The sequence below is a fragment of the Oceanobacillus sp. FSL W7-1281 genome (genome assembly GCF_037969835.1).
Taxonomy (GTDB): Bacteria; Bacillota; Bacilli; order Bacillales; family Amphibacillaceae; genus Oceanobacillus; species Oceanobacillus oncorhynchi.
Map to the genome: position 1 here is coordinate 1,004,614 of NZ_CP150214.1, position 22,328 is coordinate 1,026,941.

Annotated in this window: 20 protein-coding genes; 11 read left to right on the forward strand and 9 right to left on the reverse strand. The window is 40.8% G+C overall.

Annotated elements, in window-relative coordinates; translation table 11 throughout:
• Positions 1-67: 67 nt before the first annotated feature.
• Positions 68-1,528 carry a CoA-acylating methylmalonate-semialdehyde dehydrogenase gene (locus tag MKX55_RS04985; RefSeq protein WP_339236556.1) on the forward strand — a complete coding sequence of 487 codons (1,461 nt, stop codon included), beginning with the start codon at positions 68-70 and terminating at the stop codon, positions 1,526-1,528.
• Between the two features lie 61 nt (positions 1,529-1,589).
• Here MKX55_RS04985 and MKX55_RS04990 read toward each other — a convergent pair whose 3' ends face one another.
• The 4 genes from MKX55_RS04990 to MKX55_RS05005 all read right to left on the reverse strand — a co-directional run bounded on the left by MKX55_RS04990 (position 1,590) and on the right by MKX55_RS05005 (position 5,815).
• Positions 1,590-1,811 (reverse strand): hypothetical protein, encoded by a 222-nt coding sequence (locus MKX55_RS04990; protein ID WP_339236559.1) that lies wholly within the window; start codon positions 1,809-1,811, stop codon positions 1,590-1,592.
• Between the two features lie 67 nt (positions 1,812-1,878).
• Positions 1,879-2,967, reverse strand: coding sequence for a GerAB/ArcD/ProY family transporter (locus MKX55_RS04995; RefSeq protein ID WP_339182895.1), 1,089 nt, complete (start codon positions 2,965-2,967; stop codon positions 1,879-1,881).
• An 18-nt stretch (positions 2,968-2,985) separates the two neighbouring features.
• Positions 2,986-4,212, reverse strand: coding sequence for a Ger(x)C family spore germination protein (locus MKX55_RS05000; RefSeq protein ID WP_339236561.1), 1,227 nt, complete (start codon positions 4,210-4,212; stop codon positions 2,986-2,988).
• Positions 4,202-5,815, reverse strand: a complete 1,614-nt coding sequence (locus MKX55_RS05005) for a spore germination protein (RefSeq protein ID WP_339236563.1) — start codon at positions 5,813-5,815, stop codon at positions 4,202-4,204. Before MKX55_RS05005 ends, MKX55_RS05000 begins: the two co-directional genes overlap by 11 nt.
• A 306-nt stretch (positions 5,816-6,121) precedes the next feature.
• Here MKX55_RS05005 and MKX55_RS05010 point away from each other — a divergent pair, with 306 nt between their 5' ends.
• Positions 6,122-6,625 (forward strand): LURP-one-related family protein, encoded by a 504-nt coding sequence (locus MKX55_RS05010; RefSeq protein WP_339236566.1) that lies wholly within the window; start codon positions 6,122-6,124, stop codon positions 6,623-6,625.
• A gap of 72 nt (positions 6,626-6,697) precedes the next feature.
• Here the strand turns inward: MKX55_RS05010 and mnmH are convergent, their stop codons facing one another.
• Together mnmH and selD are read right to left on the reverse strand one after the other, a co-directional pair.
• Positions 6,698-7,750, reverse strand: a complete 1,053-nt coding sequence (mnmH, locus tag MKX55_RS05015) for a tRNA 2-selenouridine(34) synthase MnmH (protein ID WP_339236568.1) — start codon at positions 7,748-7,750, stop codon at positions 6,698-6,700.
• 23 nt (positions 7,751-7,773) lie between these two features.
• Positions 7,774-8,826 (reverse strand): selenide, water dikinase SelD, encoded by a 1,053-nt coding sequence (selD, locus tag MKX55_RS05020; RefSeq protein WP_339182905.1) that lies wholly within the window; start codon positions 8,824-8,826, stop codon positions 7,774-7,776.
• A gap of 162 nt (positions 8,827-8,988) precedes the next feature.
• Here selD and MKX55_RS05025 point away from each other — a divergent pair, with 162 nt between their 5' ends.
• Positions 8,989-9,258: a hypothetical protein gene (locus MKX55_RS05025; RefSeq protein WP_339236570.1), complete on the forward strand. Its 270-nt coding sequence runs from the start codon at positions 8,989-8,991 to the stop codon at positions 9,256-9,258.
• A 97-nt stretch (positions 9,259-9,355) separates the two neighbouring features.
• Here the strand turns inward: MKX55_RS05025 and MKX55_RS05030 are convergent, their stop codons facing one another.
• On the reverse strand, positions 9,356-10,411 hold the full coding sequence (locus tag MKX55_RS05030; protein ID WP_339236572.1) for a D-alanyl-D-alanine carboxypeptidase family protein: 1,056 nt from the start codon (positions 10,409-10,411) through the stop codon (positions 9,356-9,358).
• Positions 10,412-11,287: 876 nt separating this feature from the next.
• The gene (gene pepT, locus MKX55_RS05035; protein ID WP_339182911.1) at positions 11,288-12,520 is read right to left on the reverse strand and encodes a peptidase T; all 1,233 of its coding nucleotides are present in this window, start codon (positions 12,518-12,520) and stop codon (positions 11,288-11,290) included.
• A 304-nt stretch (positions 12,521-12,824) separates the two neighbouring features.
• Between pepT and MKX55_RS05040 the strand changes: the two genes are divergently transcribed.
• From MKX55_RS05040 to MKX55_RS05050, 3 genes are all read left to right on the forward strand, one after another.
• Positions 12,825-13,667: a sulfurtransferase gene (locus MKX55_RS05040; protein ID WP_193064439.1), complete on the forward strand. Its 843-nt coding sequence runs from the start codon at positions 12,825-12,827 to the stop codon at positions 13,665-13,667.
• Positions 13,660-14,220 (forward strand): DNA-3-methyladenine glycosylase I, encoded by a 561-nt coding sequence (locus MKX55_RS05045; RefSeq protein WP_339182914.1) that lies wholly within the window; start codon positions 13,660-13,662, stop codon positions 14,218-14,220. Before MKX55_RS05040 ends, MKX55_RS05045 begins: the two co-directional genes overlap by 8 nt.
• A gap of 164 nt (positions 14,221-14,384) precedes the next feature.
• Positions 14,385-15,209: an aldo/keto reductase gene (locus MKX55_RS05050; RefSeq protein ID WP_339236574.1), complete on the forward strand. Its 825-nt coding sequence runs from the start codon at positions 14,385-14,387 to the stop codon at positions 15,207-15,209.
• A gap of 57 nt (positions 15,210-15,266) precedes the next feature.
• On the opposite strand, the gene MKX55_RS05055 is transcribed toward MKX55_RS05050, so the two are convergent.
• Positions 15,267-15,809: an HD domain-containing protein gene (locus MKX55_RS05055; protein ID WP_339182918.1), complete on the reverse strand. Its 543-nt coding sequence runs from the start codon at positions 15,807-15,809 to the stop codon at positions 15,267-15,269.
• Positions 15,810-16,088: 279 nt separating this feature from the next.
• On the opposite strand from MKX55_RS05055, the gene fni reads away from it, so the two are divergent.
• From fni to MKX55_RS05080, 5 genes are all read left to right on the forward strand, one after another.
• The gene (fni, locus tag MKX55_RS05060; RefSeq protein WP_339182920.1) at positions 16,089-17,138 is read left to right on the forward strand and encodes a type 2 isopentenyl-diphosphate Delta-isomerase; all 1,050 of its coding nucleotides are present in this window, start codon (positions 16,089-16,091) and stop codon (positions 17,136-17,138) included.
• Between the two features lie 1,100 nt (positions 17,139-18,238).
• The gene (locus MKX55_RS05065) at positions 18,239-18,691 is read left to right on the forward strand and encodes a DUF2188 domain-containing protein (RefSeq protein ID WP_339182924.1); all 453 of its coding nucleotides are present in this window, start codon (positions 18,239-18,241) and stop codon (positions 18,689-18,691) included.
• A gap of 73 nt (positions 18,692-18,764) precedes the next feature.
• Complete coding sequence (locus MKX55_RS05070) at positions 18,765-19,481, forward strand: DsbA family oxidoreductase (protein WP_339182925.1); 717 nt, start codon at positions 18,765-18,767, stop codon at positions 19,479-19,481.
• 419 nt (positions 19,482-19,900) lie between these two features.
• A complete protein-coding gene (locus MKX55_RS05075) occupies positions 19,901-20,680 on the forward strand; it encodes an ATP-binding cassette domain-containing protein (RefSeq protein WP_339182927.1) in 780 nt (259 codons plus the stop codon).
• A 574-nt stretch (positions 20,681-21,254) separates the two neighbouring features.
• Positions 21,255-22,298, forward strand: coding sequence for a siderophore ABC transporter substrate-binding protein (locus MKX55_RS05080; protein ID WP_339182929.1), 1,044 nt, complete (start codon positions 21,255-21,257; stop codon positions 22,296-22,298).
• Positions 22,299-22,328: the final 30 nt, after the last annotated feature.

The window sequence follows — 22,328 nt, forward strand, 5'->3', positions numbered from 1 at the left end:
ATCTTGTTATTCCGGGATGAACATCTTCTAATAGAGAATATTGATTAAAATATAGGGAGGGTTTCAGTTGACTCAAACAAAAGTAAACGAATTAAAAAATTATGTTGGAGGAAGGTGGATAGAAGCAAAAACAGATAAAACAGCTCCTGTCTATAATCCGGCTACTGGAGAGACAATAGCAAATGTACCTATCTCAACACAAGAGGATGTGGAACATGCAATTCAGGCTGCTCGCGAAGCTTTTGAAACTTGGAAGGACGTAGCGGTACCAAAACGGTCGAGAATCCTATTTAAATATCAGCAATTACTCGTTGCCAATTGGGCGGAGCTCGCCAAATTAATTACCATTGAAAATGGAAAAAGCTATGCGGAAGCGTATGGGGAAGTACAGCGGGGAATTGAAAATGTAGAGTTTGCTGCCGGAGCTCCTTCCCTCATGATGGGAGAGCAGCTTCCATCGATTGCCACCGACTTGGAATCTGGTGTGTATCGTTATCCAATTGGTGTTATTGCTGGAATCACTCCGTTTAATTTTCCAATGATGGTGCCGTGCTGGATGTTTCCGATGGCTATTGCAACAGGAAATACGTTTGTCATGAAGCCCTCCGAACGGACACCGCTGTTAGCGAATCGGTTAGCAGAATTACTGGAAGAAGCGGGGCTTCCTGCTGGTGTATTTAACATCGTTCATGGTGCCCATGATGTAGTAAACGGTTTATTAGATCACAAACAGGTAGCAGCGATTTCTTTTGTTGGATCTCAGCCCGTAGCAGAATATGTCTACAAACGCGGAACGGATAATCTGAAGCGTGTGCAGGCACTTGCTGGTGCAAAAAACCATTCCATCGTATTGAGCGATGCAAATTTAGAGAACGCATCGACCCAAATTATGAATGCCGCATTTGGATCAGCAGGGGAGCGGTGTATGGCCGCATCTGTGGTAGCTGTTGAGGAATCTGTTGCAGATGCGTTTATCGCACGCCTTACTCAAAAAGCCGATGAAATTAAAATTGGCAATGGCTTAGACGAAGGGGTTTTCCTGGGTCCGGTCATTCGCGAACAGCATAAAGAGCGGACATTAAATTATATTGAAACGGGAGAAAAGGAAGGAGCAAAGCTGATTCGGGACGGCAGAAAAGACGAAGCAGTGAAACAAAAAGGCTATTTTGTCGGACCGACCATTTTTGATCATGTTACATCGGAAATGAATATCTGGAAAGAAGAGATCTTTGCACCTGTATTATCAATTGCTCGTGTAAAGGATCTGGATGATGCGATAGCTTTAACGAATCAATCACGATTTGCAAATGGCGCTTGTATTTTTACACGAGACGGCGGAAAGGTTCGCCAGTTCCGTGAAACAATTGATGCTGGAATGCTGGGTGTCAATATCGGTGTGCCTGCCCCAATGGCGTTCTTCCCGTTCTCTGGCTGGAAAGACTCTTTCTACGGAGATTTGCATGCAAATGGAAAAGATGGATTACAATTTTATACGAGGAAGAAAGTGATTACGACGAAGTGGGTTTAACATTCCGTTCTCTATGTCATATAAAGGAGCTTATCCAGGCGGCTATGGGTAAGCTCTGTTTTCATTTCTTCCGGTTGCGTTTTTTTTGCAAAAAAGATAATACAGGATCAACAAATAAGAAAAGAAGAAGCGGATACATGATTGCCAGCTCGGGGATTTCCATCACATATAAAGGATTCAGTGATCTGATAGCGGGGAGTTCATATCCTTTGATAAGGTCGATTCCTAAGGAACCGCCCGCTAATAAGATGAACATAGTCAGAGAAATACCAATAATTTTCACTTCTATCACTCTCCAGTCAGTCTTTAAATAATTTTCTATCCATACTTGGACAGCTCTCCAGATCCGCTTATTTTTTCCTGTTCTTAATAAAGGCAATGAAAAGCAGGGTAACTGGAATGATAATTTGAAAAGGAAGCTGGATATAGAGCGGAAATATCTTTAACCCTTCTTCAATATGCTCCGAATAATTACTGGCAATAATCATGGATACAAATAAAACTACCATCCCCAGCGGGTAAGCCAGCTTTGATGGTTCTTTAATATTAAATAAGCTCGCTGTTCCTATGAGGGCACAGTATGTATATACCGTTACTTTAAAAAATCCTCCAATTACCAGAGCCAGAATAAAGATAACGTCCAGACGTTCTAAAAAACCACCGACTTCAATGGACTGAATGGTCGTTAATAAAGGAAAGAGGGAACGTTCAATAAGAGGAATACCGAGAACGCTGATATTCAAAATCGTGGTGAACGCCAGAGCGACGCCAGTTATACTGATTGCTGTCACTCCTGTTTTTCCTAGTTTTTTTGTTTGATTTAGATAAGGAAAAATCATTGTAAATACGATGATTTCGCCAAAGGGAACATATAGTGTTTCTGTAAATACAGTTTTTAAAACTTTTGGTGAATCTTCAAGAGCTGGTCTTAAATTTGAGATATCAATCAAGCCTGAGATAGCAATAAGAAGAAACAGAAAGAATGCGAGCATAAGCATGACGACAAAAAGCAGTTCTCCTGTTCTGGCAACGACCTCAATTCCTTTATATATAGTGTAGATAACTACAAGGATCATCAGGGCACACGCAACGAATAGAGGAGTTTCTGGAAAGGCAAATGAAAGCAGCATGACACCAAATTCCCGTAAGACTCTCGCAGCGCAATATAAAAAGAAGAGGATATACAGGAATGCCAATGCTCGTCCCAGAACTTTTCCAATCAGCTTCTCTGTGTAGTCCGTCAGCAAGAGTGAAGGATAATACAGATATAGCGCCCGATAGATAAAGAATAAGAAGATGCTCACCCCCATTGCGACAAGAATCGCTACCCAGCTATCACGGCCAGCTTTCATCGCAAGAGGGATCAGCAGCGAATTGCTCAGCTGAAATAAAATCATAAGGATAAACAATTGGCTTGTGCTGATTTTTGCCTTTTCCATAAACGAATTCCCTCCTTTTTATTCGCTTTTCTTATTCAAATCAAAAAGATACGGGTTATTTCGCATTCCAGTACGGCGAATAAAGGCTTCCACTGTCACATCGACATCTAATGCAGGAAAATAAACATCCTGCCACTCTTGTTCAAGCTGATGCCATCTATCAGGTTCGGATTGATGCAGTTTTTCACCAAAGCCGAAGATATCGGTTTTGGTTACCTGTGCTTCCTGGATTGCTGCTTCGGCCTCCTTCTTAATTTTCTGCTGCAATGCTTCCTCAATCCGGAATAATACATGCGGGTCGGTCACATCGACTGGTGCTTCTATCGCGCGGAGGTCTCCTTCTGCACGGATATGCACTGAAATTGCCGGTTTGCCATTCTTTATTTGTGCCTCTACATTTGATTTTTGGCGTACTACCTTGTAGGCGATGGCGTCTTTATAATCCTCCCAATCAATATTTACAGGAGCCTGCTGAATTTGATCTAATACCCAGAGTGTTCCCTCACTCTTTTCTCCATCAATCCAATTAATCAGCTTGCCTTCTTTAAAAACGCCCATACCATTGACTTCAATGGTCGCTGAGCCATCGGATGAATGAAGCTGTTCCATGGTTTTTGCTTTTTCGATATCCCCCTTCACAGTAAAACCACTGACTAAAGGCTCTTCTCCTGTCGAAACAGAAGCCTTGATAAATTTCTGCAGATTGGTAGCTATATTTTCTCCGTACAGTTCTTCTGTAAATTCTAATGACTTGATTGCTTTTTCAGCGGGGACTTGATCAATCGCCGTTAAAACTTGAACAAAATCGCCTGCCTTCACATCCCGGCTAACCACTATATTCGTCGTTGTCCGAAATTCAAGACCGCGCTCCATAGCATCTAAAATTGAGGAAAGACCTTCTTCTCTGGCAAGCTCTTCGCTGATAACCAGCAGACTGGTATGTGCAAAATAGAGATCTCTTGAAACAACGGTGGAGGCACGGTCAGCTACTTCCAGCGGGTTGCCTCCTGTCGCTGTATAGGTGGCAATGCTTGGATTTTGCCCGGAGGCTCCTCCTTGAAGGGCCCCGGGCACGTTCATTGGATTGATTAGTTGAAACGTGCCGACATATGTGCCGTCTTCCCTTTTATCAAGCGCATAGGCCGAGACGATTGCTAAATCTCTTAATTCGATACTGCTCCAGCATCCAGAAAGGAAAGGTAGACAGATCGCCATGAAAAAAGGAATTATCCATTTACGACTCATTTTTATCTCCTTCTTTCGTATCCGCCCTCATCATTCCCCTTTTTATTGGAGGAGAAGGTCGTTGATTCTTGCCCTGACGAACTCGATTTTGGGGATGAAGGGACTTCGGTCTTTCATTAAATGACCATATTGGTCCGCGCATAATGGAATCCTTCAAGCTATTTGGTACCAATGGGGCAAATGGTGCCAAATAGGGAATCCCGAATGAACGCAGGCTGACGAGATGAACAATCAGCATAATTAATCCAAGGATGATGCCATAAAACCCGGCAATCGCTGCACTCAGCATAAAAGCAAAGCGGAGCAAACGGGCAGAAATAGCGATATCATAATTGGGAGTAGCCAAGCTGGCAATGGCTGTTGTCGCAACGACGATGACCATTGCCGGAGAAACGATTCCGGCCTGAATGACCCCTTGCCCGATAACGAGCGCTCCGACAATGGAGATGGTCGCACTGATTTTGTTCGGCATCCTTAAGCCGGCTTCCCGCAGAATCTCAAAAGTGACCTCCATTATCAGCGCTTCTACAATCGCCGGAAAAGGTACGGATTCTGTCTGTGAGGCAATAATAACGAGCAGGTCTGTTGGAATCATTTCCTGATGAAAGGTGGTAACTGCTACATAAAAAGCAGGTCCTATTAATGAAATCAAAAACATGAAAACGCGCAGCATCCGAATCAAAGTACTAATCGGGAAGCGCACGTAATAGTCTTCCGGTGTTTGAAAAAATTGAATCATAATAGCAGGAACAATCAACACATGGGGGGTTCCGTTGACAAAAATAGCCACCCTGCCCTCCAAAAGGTTTCCGGCAACCGCATCCGGCCTTTCCGTATGAGTAACTGTTGGGAACAGCCCTGAACTCTCGTCTTCAATTACCTGTTCAATATAGCCTGAATCAAGGATGGCATCGAGATCGACCCGTCCCAAGCGTTGGCGGACCTCTTTCACTATGTCTTCATCAACTATCCCGTTGATATACATAATCGACAAGTCTGTATTCGTCTGCTTCCCGAGATTCATGGATTCCACCCATACATTCGGGTTTTTGATGATACGACGCACGAGTGCAGTATTGGTGTTAATGGATTCGGTGAACCCCTCTTTGGATCCGCGTAATGTTATTTCTGAGTCAGACTGTTCGACGGGACGTCTTTCTCCGCCTCTGGTACTGGCAATCAGCGCTTCGTTTTTTCCATCCAGGAGAATTACTGTGTCCCCAGACAGCAGAGATTGAAATAAGGTATCCCAATCGTTAATCGTTTCCAAACTGCCGACCGCAACTACTTTTTCGGTGAAAACGGTGAAAAGATCCTCGTTCTGTAATTTTTCCTGCACGCTATCTTCCATTGTCTGCACTAAAAACTCATTTATCGTAGGATTGTCCACTAGCCCGTCCACGTGAATGATTGCGGCAGATACCTTTGGATCGTGACTAATGGCAAGTGTGCGGATAATGATATCAGGACTGTTGCCTGTTTTTTGTTTGATGAAGTTCAGATTTTCAGTAATTGAAGTGCCTATGCTTTTTTGTGTATCGCTTGTTGAATCAGGAATTTGCTCTTTATAATGCATCTTTTTTCGTAATTTACGATAGGACATAGCACAGAACACCTCGTTGTTGGGATTATCTCTAATTTGTTCAGATAATTACTTTTTATGCATGGAATGGGCTTTGATAGTCAAGTTAAGGTGCTATTTTAGGAGAAAGGAGGCGATGTTCTTAAAAGTCGTATTTAAAAGCTTTATTAATTATCTTGGTGATATATTATAAAATGAAGATAAGAATGAAACTTTATCGGCTTTATTTAAGTAATACATAATAAATGCATCTCTAAACTGCGTGAAAAAAATTGAAGTTCCATAGAAAAATGCAGATATAATCGGAATAATAAAGGAGACCTAAGGATGAAGCAACTCTATATAAAGCAAAAAGTATTCAGTTTCAATGAAAAGTTTACGGTAAAGGATCAAGAGGAAAAAGATGTTTATTACGTGGAAGGAAGCTTTATGCGGATTCCTAAGACTTTTTCTATAAAGAATGCAGAAGGAGAGGAAGTAGCGCTTATAAAGAAAAAAACACTCAGCTTTTTACCGAAATTTTTTGTGGAGGTGAATGGACAGGAAGTGTTAGCAATCAAGAAGGGACTTTCCTTTTTCAAAGCACGTTATACCATTGATGCAGCAGGGATTGAAGTGCGTGGGAATTGGTGGGACATGAACTTTCAGGTATACCAGCGCGGTGAAATCATCGGGGAAGTGAGCAAGGAGTGGTTTAGTTGGGGCGACAGCTACAAGGTACAAGTCGTCAAGGAAGAGATGGAAACCAGCATGATTGCACTGGTGGTCGCCATTGACTGTGTGAAGGCCGATGAAAAAGGAGCTGCTTCCGCATCATCGTTCACGAACTGAAGTTTCAAATTTTGCTCAATGCATAAATAACCTCCCCTTGATTAATCAGAGGGGAGGTTATCCAAATACTGCTTACAGCTTGATATTTATCTTTTCTTTCTGTTCGATAAAGTTCACAACTGCATCCAGAGCTTCATCTAAATCATCGGCATGGATATGCACTTGTTTGTCTTCTGGATAGTGGTGCAGCGTATGCTCATACCGAGGGTCATAATAATACTCCAGCAGTAGCGCTACGGCAGATGGGAAATTTCCCTGTTCCAGGTCTACCGCTATTTGTTTCGCTGCAGGTGTGTGTATATGCTTCCGGATTCGCACGAAGGCTTCGATTACTTGCGCTTGATGCTCTTCTGGATTATATTCGCGTAATATATTTTCAATTCGTTTCTCTAAGGGTAAATGGATAAACAGCTGCATACTGGCCTCTTTCGTTTCATGTAACGATAAAGGCAGTGTTGCCTTGCCGATACGTTTACTTTCTCCTTCTAATAGAACAAAAGGTGCCTGGTCATAGCGTTCCATTTCTTGAACCAGTAAAGATTCAAATGTTTTTTGATTATTCGGCTCCAGTCCAATTTGGCCGAAGATTGATCCTCGATGATTTGCCATTCCTTCTAAATCAAGTACTGGATAGCCTTGCTGCTTTAATCTGTGCAGCAAAATGGTTTTTCCGGTTCCGGTATAACCATTCAGTACGTACATTTTTGAAAAAAACTGCTGTTGCTCTATCTTGTTTACCACCCACTGTCTGTAAGAGCGAATGCCGCCGTTCAAGCGGGAAACCTGCTGTCCCATTAAATCGACAACGGTGGCAGCGGTTTTACTGCGCATACCGCCGCGCCAGCAATAAACAATCTTTTCTTTCCCAAGGGATTGAAATTGGGCAATAAATTCCGGCAGCTTGATAGAAAAAATCTCTAATCCTTTTTCCTTTGCTGCTTCAGGACCAATTTGTTTATAAATCGTGCCTACTTCAGCACGTTCTTCATTATCAAAAACAGGAATATTGATGCTTCCTGGAATACGAAATTCAGCAAATTCCTGCGGAGACCGCACATCAACTAAGCAAAAAGATTCTTCTTTTTGTTTCTTTAATAAATCAAGTAACTCTATATCTTGAAACATACCTTCACTTCCTAATAAACGAATTATTCTTCAACCGTGATATGTCCATTGTTCCCATCAGTGACGCGGCCAATTATTGCAGCCTCAATATGTTTATCTCGCAGATCCGAAAGTAATTTTTCTGCGTCTGCTTCTTTTACAGCAGCCAGTAAGCCTCCGGAGGTAACCGCATCACATAGTATCCACTGGTCAACCTGATCCAGTGATTCCGTAAATGTAACATCATCTTTTAAATAGTTAAAGTTATTCTTCGTACCACCTGGCACTGCGCCGTTCTCCGCAAGTTCTTTTACTCTTGGCAAAACAGGTACGTGCTGATTTGAAATCTGAATTTCGACACTGCTTCCTTTTGCCATTTCCGAAGCATGTCCAAGCAAGCCAAATCCGGTAACATCGGTACAAGCATGTATTTCATAGTTATCCATTGTTTCCGCAGCCGTTTTATTCAATGCTGCCATGACATTAGTTACCCGGTCTATTTCTGTTTCCTGTAACAAGCCTCTTTTAATCGAAGTCGTTAAAATCCCTACACCAATTGGTTTAGTTAAAATAAGTACATCACCGGGTTTTGCGCCACTGTTTGTACGGATTTTATCAGGATGAATTGTTCCAGTAACAGCCAATCCGAATTTTGGTTCTTTATCGTCGATGGAATGCCCGCCGACTAAGGCTGCGCCAGCTTCTTTCAGCTTGCTGTCTGCGCCCTCTAATATACGGGAAAGAATCTGTTTATCTAAATCAGCAATTGGAAAGGCAACAATATTCAATGCTGTAATCGGCTTTCCGCCCATTGCGTAGACATCGCTGATCGCATTTGCAGCGGCAATTTGCCCGAAAGAATAAGGGTCGTCTACAATGGGAGTGAAGAAGTCGAGTGTCTGAACAATGGCTGTGTCGTCATTTAATTTGTAAACTCCCGCGTCATCGCTGGTATCCAACCCGACTAATAGATTAGGATTATCCGTTGCAGGGGAGAGGGATTGTAAAACCTGACGTAAATCTGCCGGCCCGATTTTACAGCCGCATCCGCCTTTAGAAGATAAAGCGGTTAGTTTTATAGACTCATTATTATTCATATAATCAACCCTTCTGTATTTAATTTTCCATATCCATTTTAACATATCATCGGAGAAAGGATGTTTTATGGAGACTTAGAAGAAAATCTGTTATTTTTCATTCTTACCATCCTGTCCGCCGATATGATACGATAACATGTATATGGAATGGGGGACGATGTAATGGGAGGAAATAAAAAGATACCTGCATGGTTTAAGGCAGATATCTTATTTAGTGTGCTTAAGGTATTCGTATTGTTTTTATTAGCCATACTTATTCTGTCTACGAATATTGCAATCGGTTCTGTCTATCTGTTTGTAGCTGTTTTTTCTATTTTGTCTTTGGCGCATTTAATTACCATATATAAAACTGCCGGGAAAATGCGGATTCCTTTGATTATTGAAATGCTGCTTATTCCTTCTCTTTTTGTATTAATTATCTTCCTATTTTAAAAATAGTTAATGCGATTACGGCCGATCAGATTATTTTATTTGATAAAGAAAGAAAACACCTTGGAAAGCTGCTTCTCAAGGTGTTTTCTTCATTACTTTATTCAGCTTGTTCTTCATAGTACTCTTCCAGTGTAATTCCTTGTTCGGTTATATACTTGGCTGTTTTTTCACCGACATAGCGAAGATGCCAAGGCTCGTATTGATATTCGGTAATATCTTCTTTACCTTCAGGAAAACGGATAATAAAGCCATATTCTGGAGCATTTTCAGCAAGCCACTGTCCTTCTTCTGTCTCGCCGAATTCCTCTACTAGCTCTAAATTGACTTCTGCACTGGTGACATCCATAGCCAGTCCAGTTTGATGCTCACTTTCTCCAGGACGTGCACTGTACGTATTGGCATGATCTTCTCCATGCTGCGAGGCATTCGCTGTAAAGATATCGTTCTGCCGGTCATAAGAGCGATAACCGGATTGGGCAAACATTTCTAACCCTGCTTCTTCAGCACCTTCAAATAATTCTTCTAAGGCATGTGCAGCATTCTCACGCATATACTTTTGAGGTAAATCCTCCGTGAAAGGGAAAGGGACGTCCGGTACGATTAAGTCTTCCGGGATATAATCACCTGGAAGGGCAAAGCTTTTATTCACCAATGCTAATTCGTCATATGGGTTACTGACAACTTCTGTGCCAGCTTCGGTTACTTCTGCTTCTTCTGGAGGCAAGGCTAACCCTTCGCCCGGTTCAATCGATGTATCTTCCTCAAAATACAGCAGCAAGGCTTCTCTGGTTTCTTCGTCGTATACGCCTGAAGCCAATAAGTCCTCTGATTGTAGCTGGAAATCTGTTATAGCCCAAGTAAGCTCTTCATCAAATTCCCCTGTTGCTTCTAAATCATAACCGAGGGCATTTAATGCATTCTTTAATTGTAATACAGCATCATCTGTATCAAATTTCTGCAGCACCGCATCCGGCGGCTCTGTTTCTTCTGTCTGTTGTCCCTCTGCTTGCTTTTCATCCTTTTCGTTTTGCTCTTCTGATGTTGTTTGTTCCGATGCCGGAACATCTTCCTGTGATTGAGATGGTTCTTGTGGTCCACAGCCAATCAGCACGAAGCAAATTGCTGAAAGGATAATCCAACTAACTCCTTGCATATCATGTTAACTCCTTGCTTTTAATAGAATGAAACTCAAACACTATGATCAGCTAACTAATTTTGAAGTGCAGAGTTATTTTAAAGAATAAGAAAGTATAAAAAAATGCTGAATATATCCGCTCCAACGGGTTTCATGGGGTGAGTAATCGCAACCCCAGAAATACACTCCGCTTTCCGTGGGCTTGAGCTCAGCCTCCTTTAAAGAAGACTTGCTGATTGGCAAGCCGTCAGGCGCAGACAGAAGCATAGTCGCACTTATGCCCTGCGGGTAGAAAAAAAGAAGAACACTTTTTTCCTGCGGGGTCTTCCCACTGCGCATTCCCACAGGAGTCTCCATGTATTTCTTCCGCTAGAATTTGCGTTATTTCCTTGTGAAAAAGCAAATAAAACATAATTCCACTTAGATGGGAGCGGAGGGAAGTCGACTCCTGCGGGAAAAGCAACAGGTGAAGACCCCGCAGGAAGCGGTTTTCTTCCGAGGAGGCTAAGCCGTTGCCCGCGGAAAGCGACTTCCCGTAGCGGACATCTCTTCGGCAAGAACACCGATGTTTTAAAGACCAAGCGGTATTCTTGGTTTTTCTTAAATAAAAAATAATAGGAGGTGATCAGTAACGAGAATTATTCTCCAATCTGTTTTGAGGTATACGATAACTCGAAAAAAGATGAAAACAATCCGCAGGCTGATTCCCATAATTCTGAAATGATGCAGTACAGAACCTGCTTATTAAATAGAGAGCGTAGTAATCTGCATTTCAATATATATTATATGATGTATGGAAGTGAAAAAGAAAGGAAAGTGAAGAAATAATTTCAGGAAAAAGAATAATAAAAAAAACAAGAACCAGTGAAATTGGCTCTTGTTTTTTCAACCTGATTATGCTTTTTCTTCTGCAAACAAACGACCGATTTCAACAATCGTTTTTGCTGCTTTTTCCATGTTATTGATAGAAATATATTCAAATTTGCCATGGAAGTTTTCGCCGCCAGTAAATAGGTTCGGTGTCGGCAATCCCATAAATGAAATTTGTGAGCCGTCTGTACCACCGCGGACTGGATGAATAATCGGTTTTATATTCAGGTTTTTCATTGCTTGTTCAGCGATATCTACAATATGTTTTACGGGTTCAATTTTTTCACGCATATTATAATATTGATCATTCATTTCTAACTCAACGGCTTTCTCTCCATATACGCTCTGGATTTCTTCTGCATACTTTTGAAGTGTATCTTTACGAGTTTCAAATTTTTCCCGGTCGTGGTCGCGAACGATGTAATAGACTGTTGATTTTTCCACATCGCCTTCTACAGAAATAAGATGATAAAAACCTTCGTATCCTTCTGTATGCTCTGGAGATTCTTCATCTGGAAATTTATTGATAAACTGTGCAGCCATTTTTCCGGCGTTCACCATTTTATTTTTCGCTGTTCCCGGGTGAACACTGTTTCCGTAAAACGTGACTCGGGCAGCTGCGGCGTTAAAGCTTTCATACTGCAATTCGCCTAAGGGACCGCCGTCCACGGTGTAAGCATAATCACAGCCGAAGCGTTCCACATCAAATTTATGCGGTCCGCGCCCGATTTCTTCATCAGGGGTAAAAGCAATACGGATTTTTCCATGCTCAATTTCCGGATGATGGATGAAGTATTCCATGGCAGTCATGATTTCAGCAATGCCTGCCTTATCATCCGCTCCAAGCAAGGTTGTACCGTCAGTCACCATTAACTGGTGTCCCTCATAACCGGAAAGTTCAGGGAAGTCTTCTGGAGAAAGCGTGACTTGTAAAGCTTCATTCAATACAATGTCTCCACCCTTATAATCGATAACCTTAGGAGCCACTCCTTTGCCGGTAAAGTCTGTTGCTGTGTCTACATGTGCCAGAAAACCGATTGCCGGGATATCCTTATCCGTGTTCGCCGGCAATGTAGCCATTAAATAACCATTTTCATCATAAGATACTTCTTCCAGACCAACTTCCTTCAGCTCATTCTCCAATAGCTTAATTAAATCCCACTGCCCCGGAGTAGAGGGTGTGGCTTGAGAATGCATATCCGACTGGGTATCTATTTTTGCATAGGTTTCTAAACGCTTGATTAATTGTTCTTTCATCAAAAAGACTCCTTCTGAATAAATTTTAATTGTTCCTTTGAAGCAAAAATTTCTGCTATTTTAATTTTACAACGTTTTGTATATTTTACCATACTCAAGCTGAAAACCGTATCCATGCGCTTTCAAAAAGTACAGTATAAAGCCTTAAACCAGTAAAAGTTTCTGGGCGTGGACATGTTTAACAGAGTTTACGAATACCCTTTACGAAGCAAAATTATTAATTTCTGCAGAAAATTTTTTCTGTTAAAATAAATTAGGAATGATATGATTAGAAAAAGAAAAAAGCATATGGGAGGGTTAGATTTTGAGAAACATCATTAGCGTAGAGAGATTAAAGAAACGTTTACCACAAAATAATGTCGTTATTGTAGATGTACGATTTGATTTAATGGATGCTGATGCTGGGCGGAAAGCTTATTTAAACGGGCATTTACCTGGTGCTGTCTATATGGATTTAAATAGAGATTTATCCGGAAAAGCAGGTAAGCATGGCGGAAATCACCCTTTACCCGACTGGGATTTATTTGCAAATAAACTTGGAAAACTAGGCATCTCCAATGAGACAACGGTTGTTGTGTACGATCAGGGAAATGATATGTTCGCGCCGCGATTTTGGTGGCTGCTGGACTATTTAGGTCATGAGAAGGTATATCTTCTTGATGGCGGATTGGACAGGTGGGTAGCGGAGGGAGGCGAACTGACCTCAACGGTTCCCAATCTTCAGCCGACCATCTTTCGCAGAAACGAGAAGGAAAATCGCTATGTTGATATGGAGGAGGTCAAGGAAAAGCTTGCGTCTAAAGAGACAACGATTATCGATTCCAGAGCGCCTGCAAGATATTTAGGCGATGAGGAACCGATGTATGCTCGTGCAGGGCATATTCCGGGAGCGGTCAATTATTTTTGGAAGGGTGTTTTAAAAGAAAACGGTAATTGGAAAAATGAGGAGCAGTTAAGGGAGCATTTTTCCAAATTAGATAAGGATGCGGAGATTATCGTTTCCTGCGGATCTGGTGTTTCGGCATGCCCAAATATTCTGGCTTTAGATAATGCCGGTTTTAAAAATGTGAAGCTATATCCTGGCAGCTTCAGCGACTGGATTTCTTATGAAAAAAATGAAGTCGCCATTGGTGAGGAAGATGAATAAGGAACGTTGTGCCTGGGTCAGTGAAGACCCTGTCTATATCGCATATCACGATGAAGAATGGGGACGGCCTGTTTTTCAGGATGATCGCTATTTATTTGAAATGCTGACATTAGAAGGGGCGCAGGCAGGACTAAGCTGGATTACAATTTTAAAGCGCCGGGAAAACTACCGCCAAGCTTTTGATAATTTTGAAGCCGATATCATCGCTGCTTATCCAGATGAAAAAGTAGAAGCATTGATGCAGGATGAAGGAATTATCCGGAACAGGCGTAAAATTGAATCTGTCATTAAAAATGCGAAGGCCTTCCAGCAGATTCAAAAAGAATTTGGTTCATTCGATGATTATATCTGGAGCTTTGTTGACAGAGAACCGATTGTGAACCATTGGGACCGGCATGAGGATGTACCTGCTCAAACAGATTTATCAAAACAGCTAAGCAAGGATTTGAAAAAGAGAGGATTTTCCTTTGTAGGACCGGTGATTTGTTATTCCTTTATGCAAGCGATAGGTATGGTAAATGACCATACTAAAAATTGTTTTTTGAGTGGATGAACAGCCTGCGGACCGGAGATTTTTGGTGAGCTACTGGTATCTCTATAGTAGAACCAAGCACATTCCTTTGTTTTGCCTGCCTGTTATTGTAAACTAAAAAATGCAATATGGATTGAAGGAAATAAATCCGTGATAAAATCATTTGCAGGAGGTCATCCAAGAATATGAAATATATTACACTTAATAATGGCTTAGAAATGCCGCAGCTTGGCTTCGGAGTCTGGAAGGTAGAAAATGAAAAAGCTATTCCTGCTGTGGAGCATGCATTAAAATCAGGTTATCGTTCCATTGATACTGCAAAAGTCTATGGGAATGAAGAAGGCGTTGGGCAAGCAATTGCAAACAGCGGTGTCCCTCGTGAAGAAATCTTTCTTACAACAAAGGTGTGGAATGCAGACCACGGTTATGAAGAAACCTTAAAAGCTTTTGATGCAAGCTTAGAAAGACTGGGTACAGACTATGTGGATCTTTATTTGATTCACTGGCCGACACCGGAGCATGATCAGTATATCGATACGTATAAAGCGTTGGAAAAAATATATAAAGACGGCAAGGCAAAAGCGATTGGCGTATGTAATTTTGAAATAGAGCATTTAGAACGTTTGATAGAAGAATGTGAGGTTGTACCAGCTGTAAATCAGGTAGAGTGCCACCCATACTTGCAACAGAAAGAATTGCGTGCCTTTTGTAAGGAGAAAGGTATTTATGTAGAAGCATACAGCCCTCTCATGAATGGAAAAGATGTTTTAGAAGATGAAGCGCTAAAACAAATTGCTGAGAACAAAGGGAAAACCATTGCGCAAGTTATCCTGCGCTGGCACTTACAGTCTGATTTGATTGTCATTCCAAAATCAGTAACACCTTCCCGTATCGAAGCTAACCTGGATGTGTTTGATTTTGAATTAAACGAAGAAGAAATAAAAACAATCGATGCGCTGGATCGTAATATTCGCAGCGGATGGCATCCGAATGAAATGAATTCACGTTAACAAACGACAATAAAAACACCTTCTTTCCTTTATTAAAGAGAGAAGGTGTTTCCTTTATCATTTGAAAAAACGTTTAACAGCCTGTTCAAACTCTTTAAAATAAGAAGGAATCTCATCAGGAGATAAGTGAGCATACATTTTTTCTGCGATTGCCTCGTTGTACCATTTTTGCTGATTATAGCCGGCATTGAAATTCTTCCAAATAGCGTCGCCCAGCTGTTGATGCTCTTTCTCCAGTTCTAAGAGATTATCTAATTTATCCGCAATAATCAGATATTTCACTTCCTTTGGAGCATCTTTTAAATGTTCTACTGTCGCTTTTTTTCTGTCCCACCATGACTTTGATTTATCCTCCGTATGAGAAGCAACAAGGTCAGCAATTTCTTTTCCGAACTGATGCTCAATGTCCTCGATGCTGACATTGGTATCCTCAACAACATCATGCAAGTATCCGGCGCTGATTAAATCATCAGAACAGCCTTCTTTTTCTAAACGTTCTGCAACACGAACAGGATGGGTTATGTACGGTTCATTTGAATTTTTACGTGCTTGCCCTTGATGCGCTTTTGCGGCAAAAGCTTTTGCATTATCTCTTTTCATTATGTCCTCCTAAAAACGTAACTAAGTAGTCCTATTATAACAGAAAATACAAGTGTCAACTGAATTTTTTCTTATTGAAAGACAAATGGACATGAACTTTTGAAACAGCATCATTTGCCTTTCAATTATTGCAGGAAACAAGTACACTAGATGTAACGATAACGAAGGAAATTAAAAAATCATACTTATATTTATTTTAAAAGCAGAGGATGAATGATTGAAAATGTCATTACTCTCTGCAAAAATAGTTTGATAATTTGAGATAAGCGAGGGACATTCATGGAAAAAGGAATTAACCAACGTAAAACAGAACATATCCGCCTTTGTCTGGAAGGAGACGTAGAGGGTGTAAATAAATCTACAGGACTGGAAGGCATTCACTTTCTTCATAATGCTTTGCCGGAAATTGATTTTGCTGATATTTCATTGGAAACATCATTTTTAGGCAAAGCACTGCAGGCGCCATTTCTAGTCAGTTCCATGACTGGCGGATCCGAACTGGCGACCACGATCAACCAAAATTTGGCTATAGCGGCAGAGCAAAAAGGCTGGGCACTGGCAATTGGTTCGACAAGAGCATTTTTAGAAAGTGAGCAGCATAAGGATTCTTTCCTTATTCGCAGACAGGCGCCAACTGTGCCATTAATCGTAAACATTGGTGCTGTCCAATTAAATTATGGCTATGGAGCAGAGGAATGCCAGCGTATTATTGATAAGACAGAGGCTGATTCCATCGTTCTTCATTTAAATTCATTGCAGGAAGCTGTACAGGACGGCGGCGATTTGAATTTCAAAGATTTACTGCCAAAAATTGAACAGGTCTGTAAACAGGTGGAAGCACCAGTAGGGGTCAAGGAAGTAGGATTTGGCATTGACGGGGAAGCCGCTAAAAGATTGTATGATGCGGGAATCTCTTATATTGATGTTGCTGGAGCGGGCGGAACCTCTTGGAGCCAGGTGGAAAAGCTGCGCTCGAAGGATCCATTAAAGCGGGCAGCTGCGGAAGCATTTAATAACTGGGGAAATCCGACCAAGGATTGTCTTGTCACTGTACGCAGCCAGCTTCCTGATGCGCCTTTAGTTGCCAGCGGCGGCATGAAAACAGGCGTAGATGCTGCGAAAGCCATCACGATTGGTGCAGATATTATCGGGTATGCAAGGCATCTGCTCCAGGCAGCCACAGAATCAGCAGAAGCCGTTGTTCAGACAATGGAACAATTGGAATTAGAGCTGAAGATGACGATGTTTGGCGTTGGCGCAGTCGATTTAAATGAACTAAAAAATACAAAGCGTGTATCCATTAATGGAAAATCGCTGTTAGATGCATAAATTTGCGAGCAAAAAGGCGTGGAGAATTCCACGCCTTATTTTAGGTCCCGGAAATATACCTCGCTTCCCGTGACCCCAGAGTTCATCTCCTTTAAAGAAGACTTAGCGATTGGCAAGCCGAGAGGCGCAGACAGAGCTAAAGTCACACTTATGCCCCGCGGGTAAAAAAAGAAATTCACTTTTTACCTGTTGGATCTTCACCCTGGGACTGGGACTGCGATTACCAATGTTGTCAGGTTAATGAATTTCCTTAAATACTCAACTTTCGCACCTAAGAATAAGCAAATATATCTTGCTATTCCAAGATGAACATGTTCTTCATTACCATGCTTGCATTTTGGTGAAATATCCGGCCTTTTTGGAATTGATAATGGTGCATAGCTCCGCTCCGGCCAACCACTCCGCTTTCCGACGTACAAATGTTTTCGATGGGACGAGTAATCGCAGTCCCAGGACGTGCAAGTGCAGGAGTCACGGGTTTAGCCTGCAAACCACTTAGGAGTCTGCGTGGTTGGCCTGCGCTCTGATAGGATTCTACAGCGAATGAAAGAAATAAAATTTTAATGAGCTGAAGGAAATAGCAGCTTTCGTCTGAACAACCCAATCATGACAGTATGGATATGAAATACAGGGAATCGCTTCGATGCACAGAAAGTAATCTTGGCGGAACATTTTACCATACAGCATGAAAAATATGATCTATCGGATCAAACTTCTGTTTGTTGAGTTGTTTTTCACGTATAGAATATCCTGCTAGCGGAGGCGGACCGTTTTGACTCCTGAGGGATCAGCACCATCTGAAGATCCACTTTTGCCAAGTGTTCTTCTTGGCAAAAGTTAGCTGAAGAGCGTGCCCCTAGGAAAGCAAAACGGTCCGCCGCAGCGGTCGCATTAACCTGACAACATTGCTGTGATTACTCGTCCCATCGAAAACCTTCGCAGCGGACATATCTCCGGCAAGAACACCGATGCTTAAAGGCCAAGTGACGTTTTAGAAGAAAAATCGGCTATAAAGATGTTTGATGTGTTTTGAAAAGGGAAAACTCCTTATAAAGTGAACCTTACAGCTAGTTACACTATGATAAAAAGGAGGTATTCTAATGGTTTGGACAATGAATGATTATCCAAGCTCAATGAAAAATCTAGAGAAACCTGTCCGTAAAAAGGCCATTGATATCGCAAATTCCATGCTGGATGATGGTTATAAGGAGGACAGGGCAATTCCGATAGCTACAGAGCAGGCTAAAGAATGGTATAAGAACGCGGATAAAGAAGAAATTCAAAGCTATGAAAAAAGCGGAAAACCGACCCAGCGCTCAAAGGAAGGAAAAGAAAAAACAAATAATCCGGAGCGGCTGGAGGAGGGAGAGGAAGTCTATAAGCAGGAAGAAGGATGGGCTGTCGGCTCTTCCGGTTCCAGTCAGGCAAGTGAACGATTTGATACAAAAGAGGAAGCGGTGAAAAGAGCGAAAGACATTGCTAAAAATAAAGGAACCTCCCTGATGGTTTATCGTGCAGATGGGACGGTTGAAGAGACTCGCAAATATGACTAAAGAAGGAATGCAGATTACTTTGTTCCCAGGTTTCCTTATGCTAAAATAAGTGAGGAAATTGAGGTGAACATAAATGAAAGTTGAAATTTGGTCTGATTTTGTATGTCCTTTTTGTTATATCGGAAAACGCCGGTTTGAACATGCCTTGGAGAAATTCACACATCGTGAACAAGTAGCAGTTCAGTTTAGAAGCTACCAGCTTGATCCGGATGCACAGCATCTTCCGGGAAAGAACTTCGCAGAAACTTTTTCTGAGCTGAAGGGAATGCCTTTAGAGCAAGTATATGAAATGAATAAACAGGTAGCGGAGCAGGCAGCAGAAGTAGGCTTGACCTACCGCTTTGATACGATGAAATACGGGAATACATTTGACGCGCATCGAGTTGCTAAATTAGCTGCCGAGAATGGAAAGGAAGCGGAACTGACAGAACGTTTTTTTCAAGCCTATTTTACTGATTCCGAACAGTTGAGTGATAAAAAGACACTGATTCAGTTAGCGGAAGAAGTGGGTTTGGAGAGAGAGACTGTTGAAAATGTATTGGACAGCTGTAAATTCCGTAATAAAGTCAATGAAGATATAGATTTGGCAAAGCAGCTTGGTGTCCAGGGCGTTCCTTTCTTTGTTTTTAATGAAAAATATGCCGTGTCCGGTGCACAGCCTGAAGCAGCTTTTACACAGGTACTTGAAAAGGTATGGCAAGAAGAACAGGAAGCGCCTGTTTTGCAATCATTGAACCCAAATGAGAATAAAACCTCCTATTGTACAGGTGATGGTTGTGAGAATAAATAAATGTGGTAATCTATTCCATATAAACCTGTAAATGAATGGGAGTACCCTGATTGACCATATTATTATCAATAAATTTGACGAAAAATTGAACAGAATAAACAAAAAAACTGTCGTTCCCGGCAGTTTTTTTGTTTATCGCCATATTTACATAAATCAGCCATTGACGATGGCTGAAAATTTGATATACTAGGTATTGTTATCTAATTGATAATGAATATCATTATTATTTAGAACAATTAGAACTTGATAATAATTATTATCTAGATTAGTTTGAGTAAAATTTCAGGATAAGAAAGGTTAATATATTTTTGGTGAAATGCCTTATATTTAATGAAGCTTTACACTTAATTACATTAGCTATCCTTTTTCCACATAATTCCATTTATTATTTAATTACTTAAAGAAAGTAGGGCGATGACATGATTGATATTAAAGGATTGACAAAGAAATATGGGAATAAATCTATCGTAAATGATATATCGGTTCAAATTCAGCCTAATAAAATTACATCGTTTATCGGACCGAACGGTGCAGGGAAATCAACGCTGCTTTCCATGGTAAGCCGTTTGCTTGATGCAGATACAGGAGATGTATTACTGGATCAAAACAATGTAAAGAATATGAAATCAAATGAATTTGCGAAGCGCATTGCCATTTTAAGACAAGCGAATTTTTTCACAGTGAAACTGACGATTCGCCAATTAGTATCGTTTGGCCGTTATCCTTATTCGAAAGGCCGTTTAAATGAAGAGGATAATCGGATTGTTGATCAAGCCATTGAATATTTGAATTTAACAGATATTCAGCATAAATTCTTAGATGAGCTGTCTGGCGGTCAGAAGCAGCGTGCGTTTATCTCCATGGTTATTGCCCAAGACACGGAATATATTTTATTGGATGAGCCGTTGAATAATTTGGATATGAAGCATTCTGTACAGATTATGAAAATATTACGCAAGCTTGTCGATGAGCTGGGGAAAACAGTTGTGATTGTATTGCATGATATTAACTTTGCTTCGGTTTATTCAGACCAGATTGTAGCTTTAAAAGACGGGCGTCTGGTAAAAAACGGTCCAACACATGAAATCATTAATTCAGAGGCATTAAACGAAATCTATGATATGCATATTCCAGTCCATATGCAAAACGGCTGTCGTTTTTGTGTATACTTTGACTCACATATAAGTAAAAGCAGCTAGATGTTTGAATCCTATATATGATGGGTTTATCCGATAATTGCTTTCTTAGAAATGTCCAAACCTTATGCTTTCTCAATGAATATATCTTTGCTATGATAACCTGACTTGAGCAGGTAGCGGCTGCTTGAAAACGATTGATTTGGTCCATGCGTGCTTCTTTCGTCAGGAGTACGCATGCCGATGATGTGTAACATCGTTTTCAACCAAATAGTCATACATTTTCATGAAAACCGTGTTAAAGCGGTTTCTTTCCATTGTTTAAGTAACTATTCTCATCTGGGTTATCGCAACTGCAGTTGAGAATAAAACGAGAATAATGGAATTTTTAATTGGTGATAATTGTACAAGAGATAAGATTAAAAAATACAGTTGACAATGTTTTTTTATTTGATATACTTTAAACAAGCTAATTGAGATTGATTATCATTATCAATGTATTAGATTATAGCAATGCACTATAGTAAAACAGGAATTATTTTTTTAAATCAAGCGCAAAATATAATGCGGGTATTGATTTAATCAATCCAATAGTCTGCTCATCAAAAAAATATACATAGGGGAAGAGGTAGGAGAAATGAGAAAATCAAACTTTTTTAAGTCAACATTTATTATAGCAATATTCGCAATTTTTGCTTTGGTATTGGCTGCTTGCTCCGATTCAGGCAGTGAAAACGAAGAGGCCGATGACAAAGGAAATGAGTCTGCTGAAACGGAGGGTTCTTCTGAAGATGCAACGGTTGAAATTACGGATGCTCATGGAACCGTTGAAGTTCCAGTAAATCCAGAGAACGTGGTAGCTTTAGATAATAGAACTTTTGAAACATTATCTGATTGGGGAGTTGAATTAGCTGCTGCTCCAAGAGATTTAATACCTGAGGATATACCTTATGCAAGTGATGAATCCATTGAAAATATAGGAAACCATCGTGAACCAAATCTTGAACTTATCGCAGCTGCAGATCCTGATCTTGTTATTGTGGGCCAAAGATTTGGAGGATTTTATGAAGATATAAAAGAATTAGTGCCAGATGCAGCAGTTATTGATCTTAATTTTGATGTTTCTGAGGAAGCTGATACACCTGGAGAAAATTTAGAGAACGGATTTAAAGATATTACAACCTCTCTTGGACAAATTTTTGATAAAAATGAAGAAGCTGAACAATTAATAGCTGATTTTGAACAATCCATCGAAGATGCTAAATCAGCTTATAACGGGACAGATACAATCATGAGTGTTATAGTATCTGGAGGAGATATTAATTTTGCAGCTCCTCATTCCGGTCGTGTTTGGGGACCATTATATGATATTTTCGATTGGACACCAGCGTTAGAAATTGACCAAGCTTCTGCAGACCACCAAGGTGATGATGTTTCTGTTGAAGCTATTGCAGAAACAGATCCTGATTGGCTTTTCGTCATGGACCGTGATGCTGCTGTATCGTCTGAAGAGGAAGCAAGTCCTGCTCAAGATGTAATCGATAACGCACCTGCTCTTCAAAACACAAAAGCTGTTTCTGAAGAACAAATCGTTTATGCGCCGGCAGACACGTATACAAATGAATCCATACAAACATTTACTAAATTATTTGAAGATCTTGCAGAAACTTTAGCAGAGTAATTTAGAGGGGTATAACTATAGTGCTTAAAA

Coding starts and splice junctions, on each gene's coding strand:
- MKX55_RS04995 (WP_339182895.1), bottom strand. CDS start 2,967: ATGGAAAAGGCAAAAATCAGCACAAGCCAATTGTTTATCCTTATGATT.
- MKX55_RS05000 (WP_339236561.1), bottom strand. CDS start 4,212: ATGAGTCGTAAATGGATAATTCCTTTTTTCATGGCGATCTGTCTACCT.
- MKX55_RS05005 (WP_339236563.1), bottom strand. CDS start 5,815: ATGTCCTATCGTAAATTACGAAAAAAGATGCATTATAAAGAGCAAATT.
- MKX55_RS05010 (WP_339236566.1), top strand. CDS start 6,122: ATGAAGCAACTCTATATAAAGCAAAAAGTATTCAGTTTCAATGAAAAG.
- mnmH (WP_339236568.1), bottom strand. CDS start 7,750: ATGTTTCAAGATATAGAGTTACTTGATTTATTAAAGAAACAAAAAGAA.
- selD (WP_339182905.1), bottom strand. CDS start 8,826: ATGAATAATAATGAGTCTATAAAACTAACCGCTTTATCTTCTAAAGGC.
- MKX55_RS05025 (WP_339236570.1), top strand. CDS start 8,989: ATGGGAGGAAATAAAAAGATACCTGCATGGTTTAAGGCAGATATCTTA.
- MKX55_RS05030 (WP_339236572.1), bottom strand. CDS start 10,411: ATGCAAGGAGTTAGTTGGATTATCCTTTCAGCAATTTGCTTCGTGCTG.
- pepT (WP_339182911.1), bottom strand. CDS start 12,520: ATGAAAGAACAATTAATCAAGCGTTTAGAAACCTATGCAAAAATAGAT.
- MKX55_RS05045 (WP_339182914.1), top strand. CDS start 13,660: ATGAATAAGGAACGTTGTGCCTGGGTCAGTGAAGACCCTGTCTATATC.
- MKX55_RS05050 (WP_339236574.1), top strand. CDS start 14,385: ATGAAATATATTACACTTAATAATGGCTTAGAAATGCCGCAGCTTGGC.
- MKX55_RS05055 (WP_339182918.1), bottom strand. CDS start 15,809: ATGAAAAGAGATAATGCAAAAGCTTTTGCCGCAAAAGCGCATCAAGGG.
- fni (WP_339182920.1), top strand. CDS start 16,089: ATGGAAAAAGGAATTAACCAACGTAAAACAGAACATATCCGCCTTTGT.
- MKX55_RS05065 (WP_339182924.1), top strand. CDS start 18,239: ATGGTTTGGACAATGAATGATTATCCAAGCTCAATGAAAAATCTAGAG.
- MKX55_RS05070 (WP_339182925.1), top strand. CDS start 18,765: ATGAAAGTTGAAATTTGGTCTGATTTTGTATGTCCTTTTTGTTATATC.
- MKX55_RS05075 (WP_339182927.1), top strand. CDS start 19,901: ATGATTGATATTAAAGGATTGACAAAGAAATATGGGAATAAATCTATC.
- MKX55_RS05080 (WP_339182929.1), top strand. CDS start 21,255: ATGAGAAAATCAAACTTTTTTAAGTCAACATTTATTATAGCAATATTC.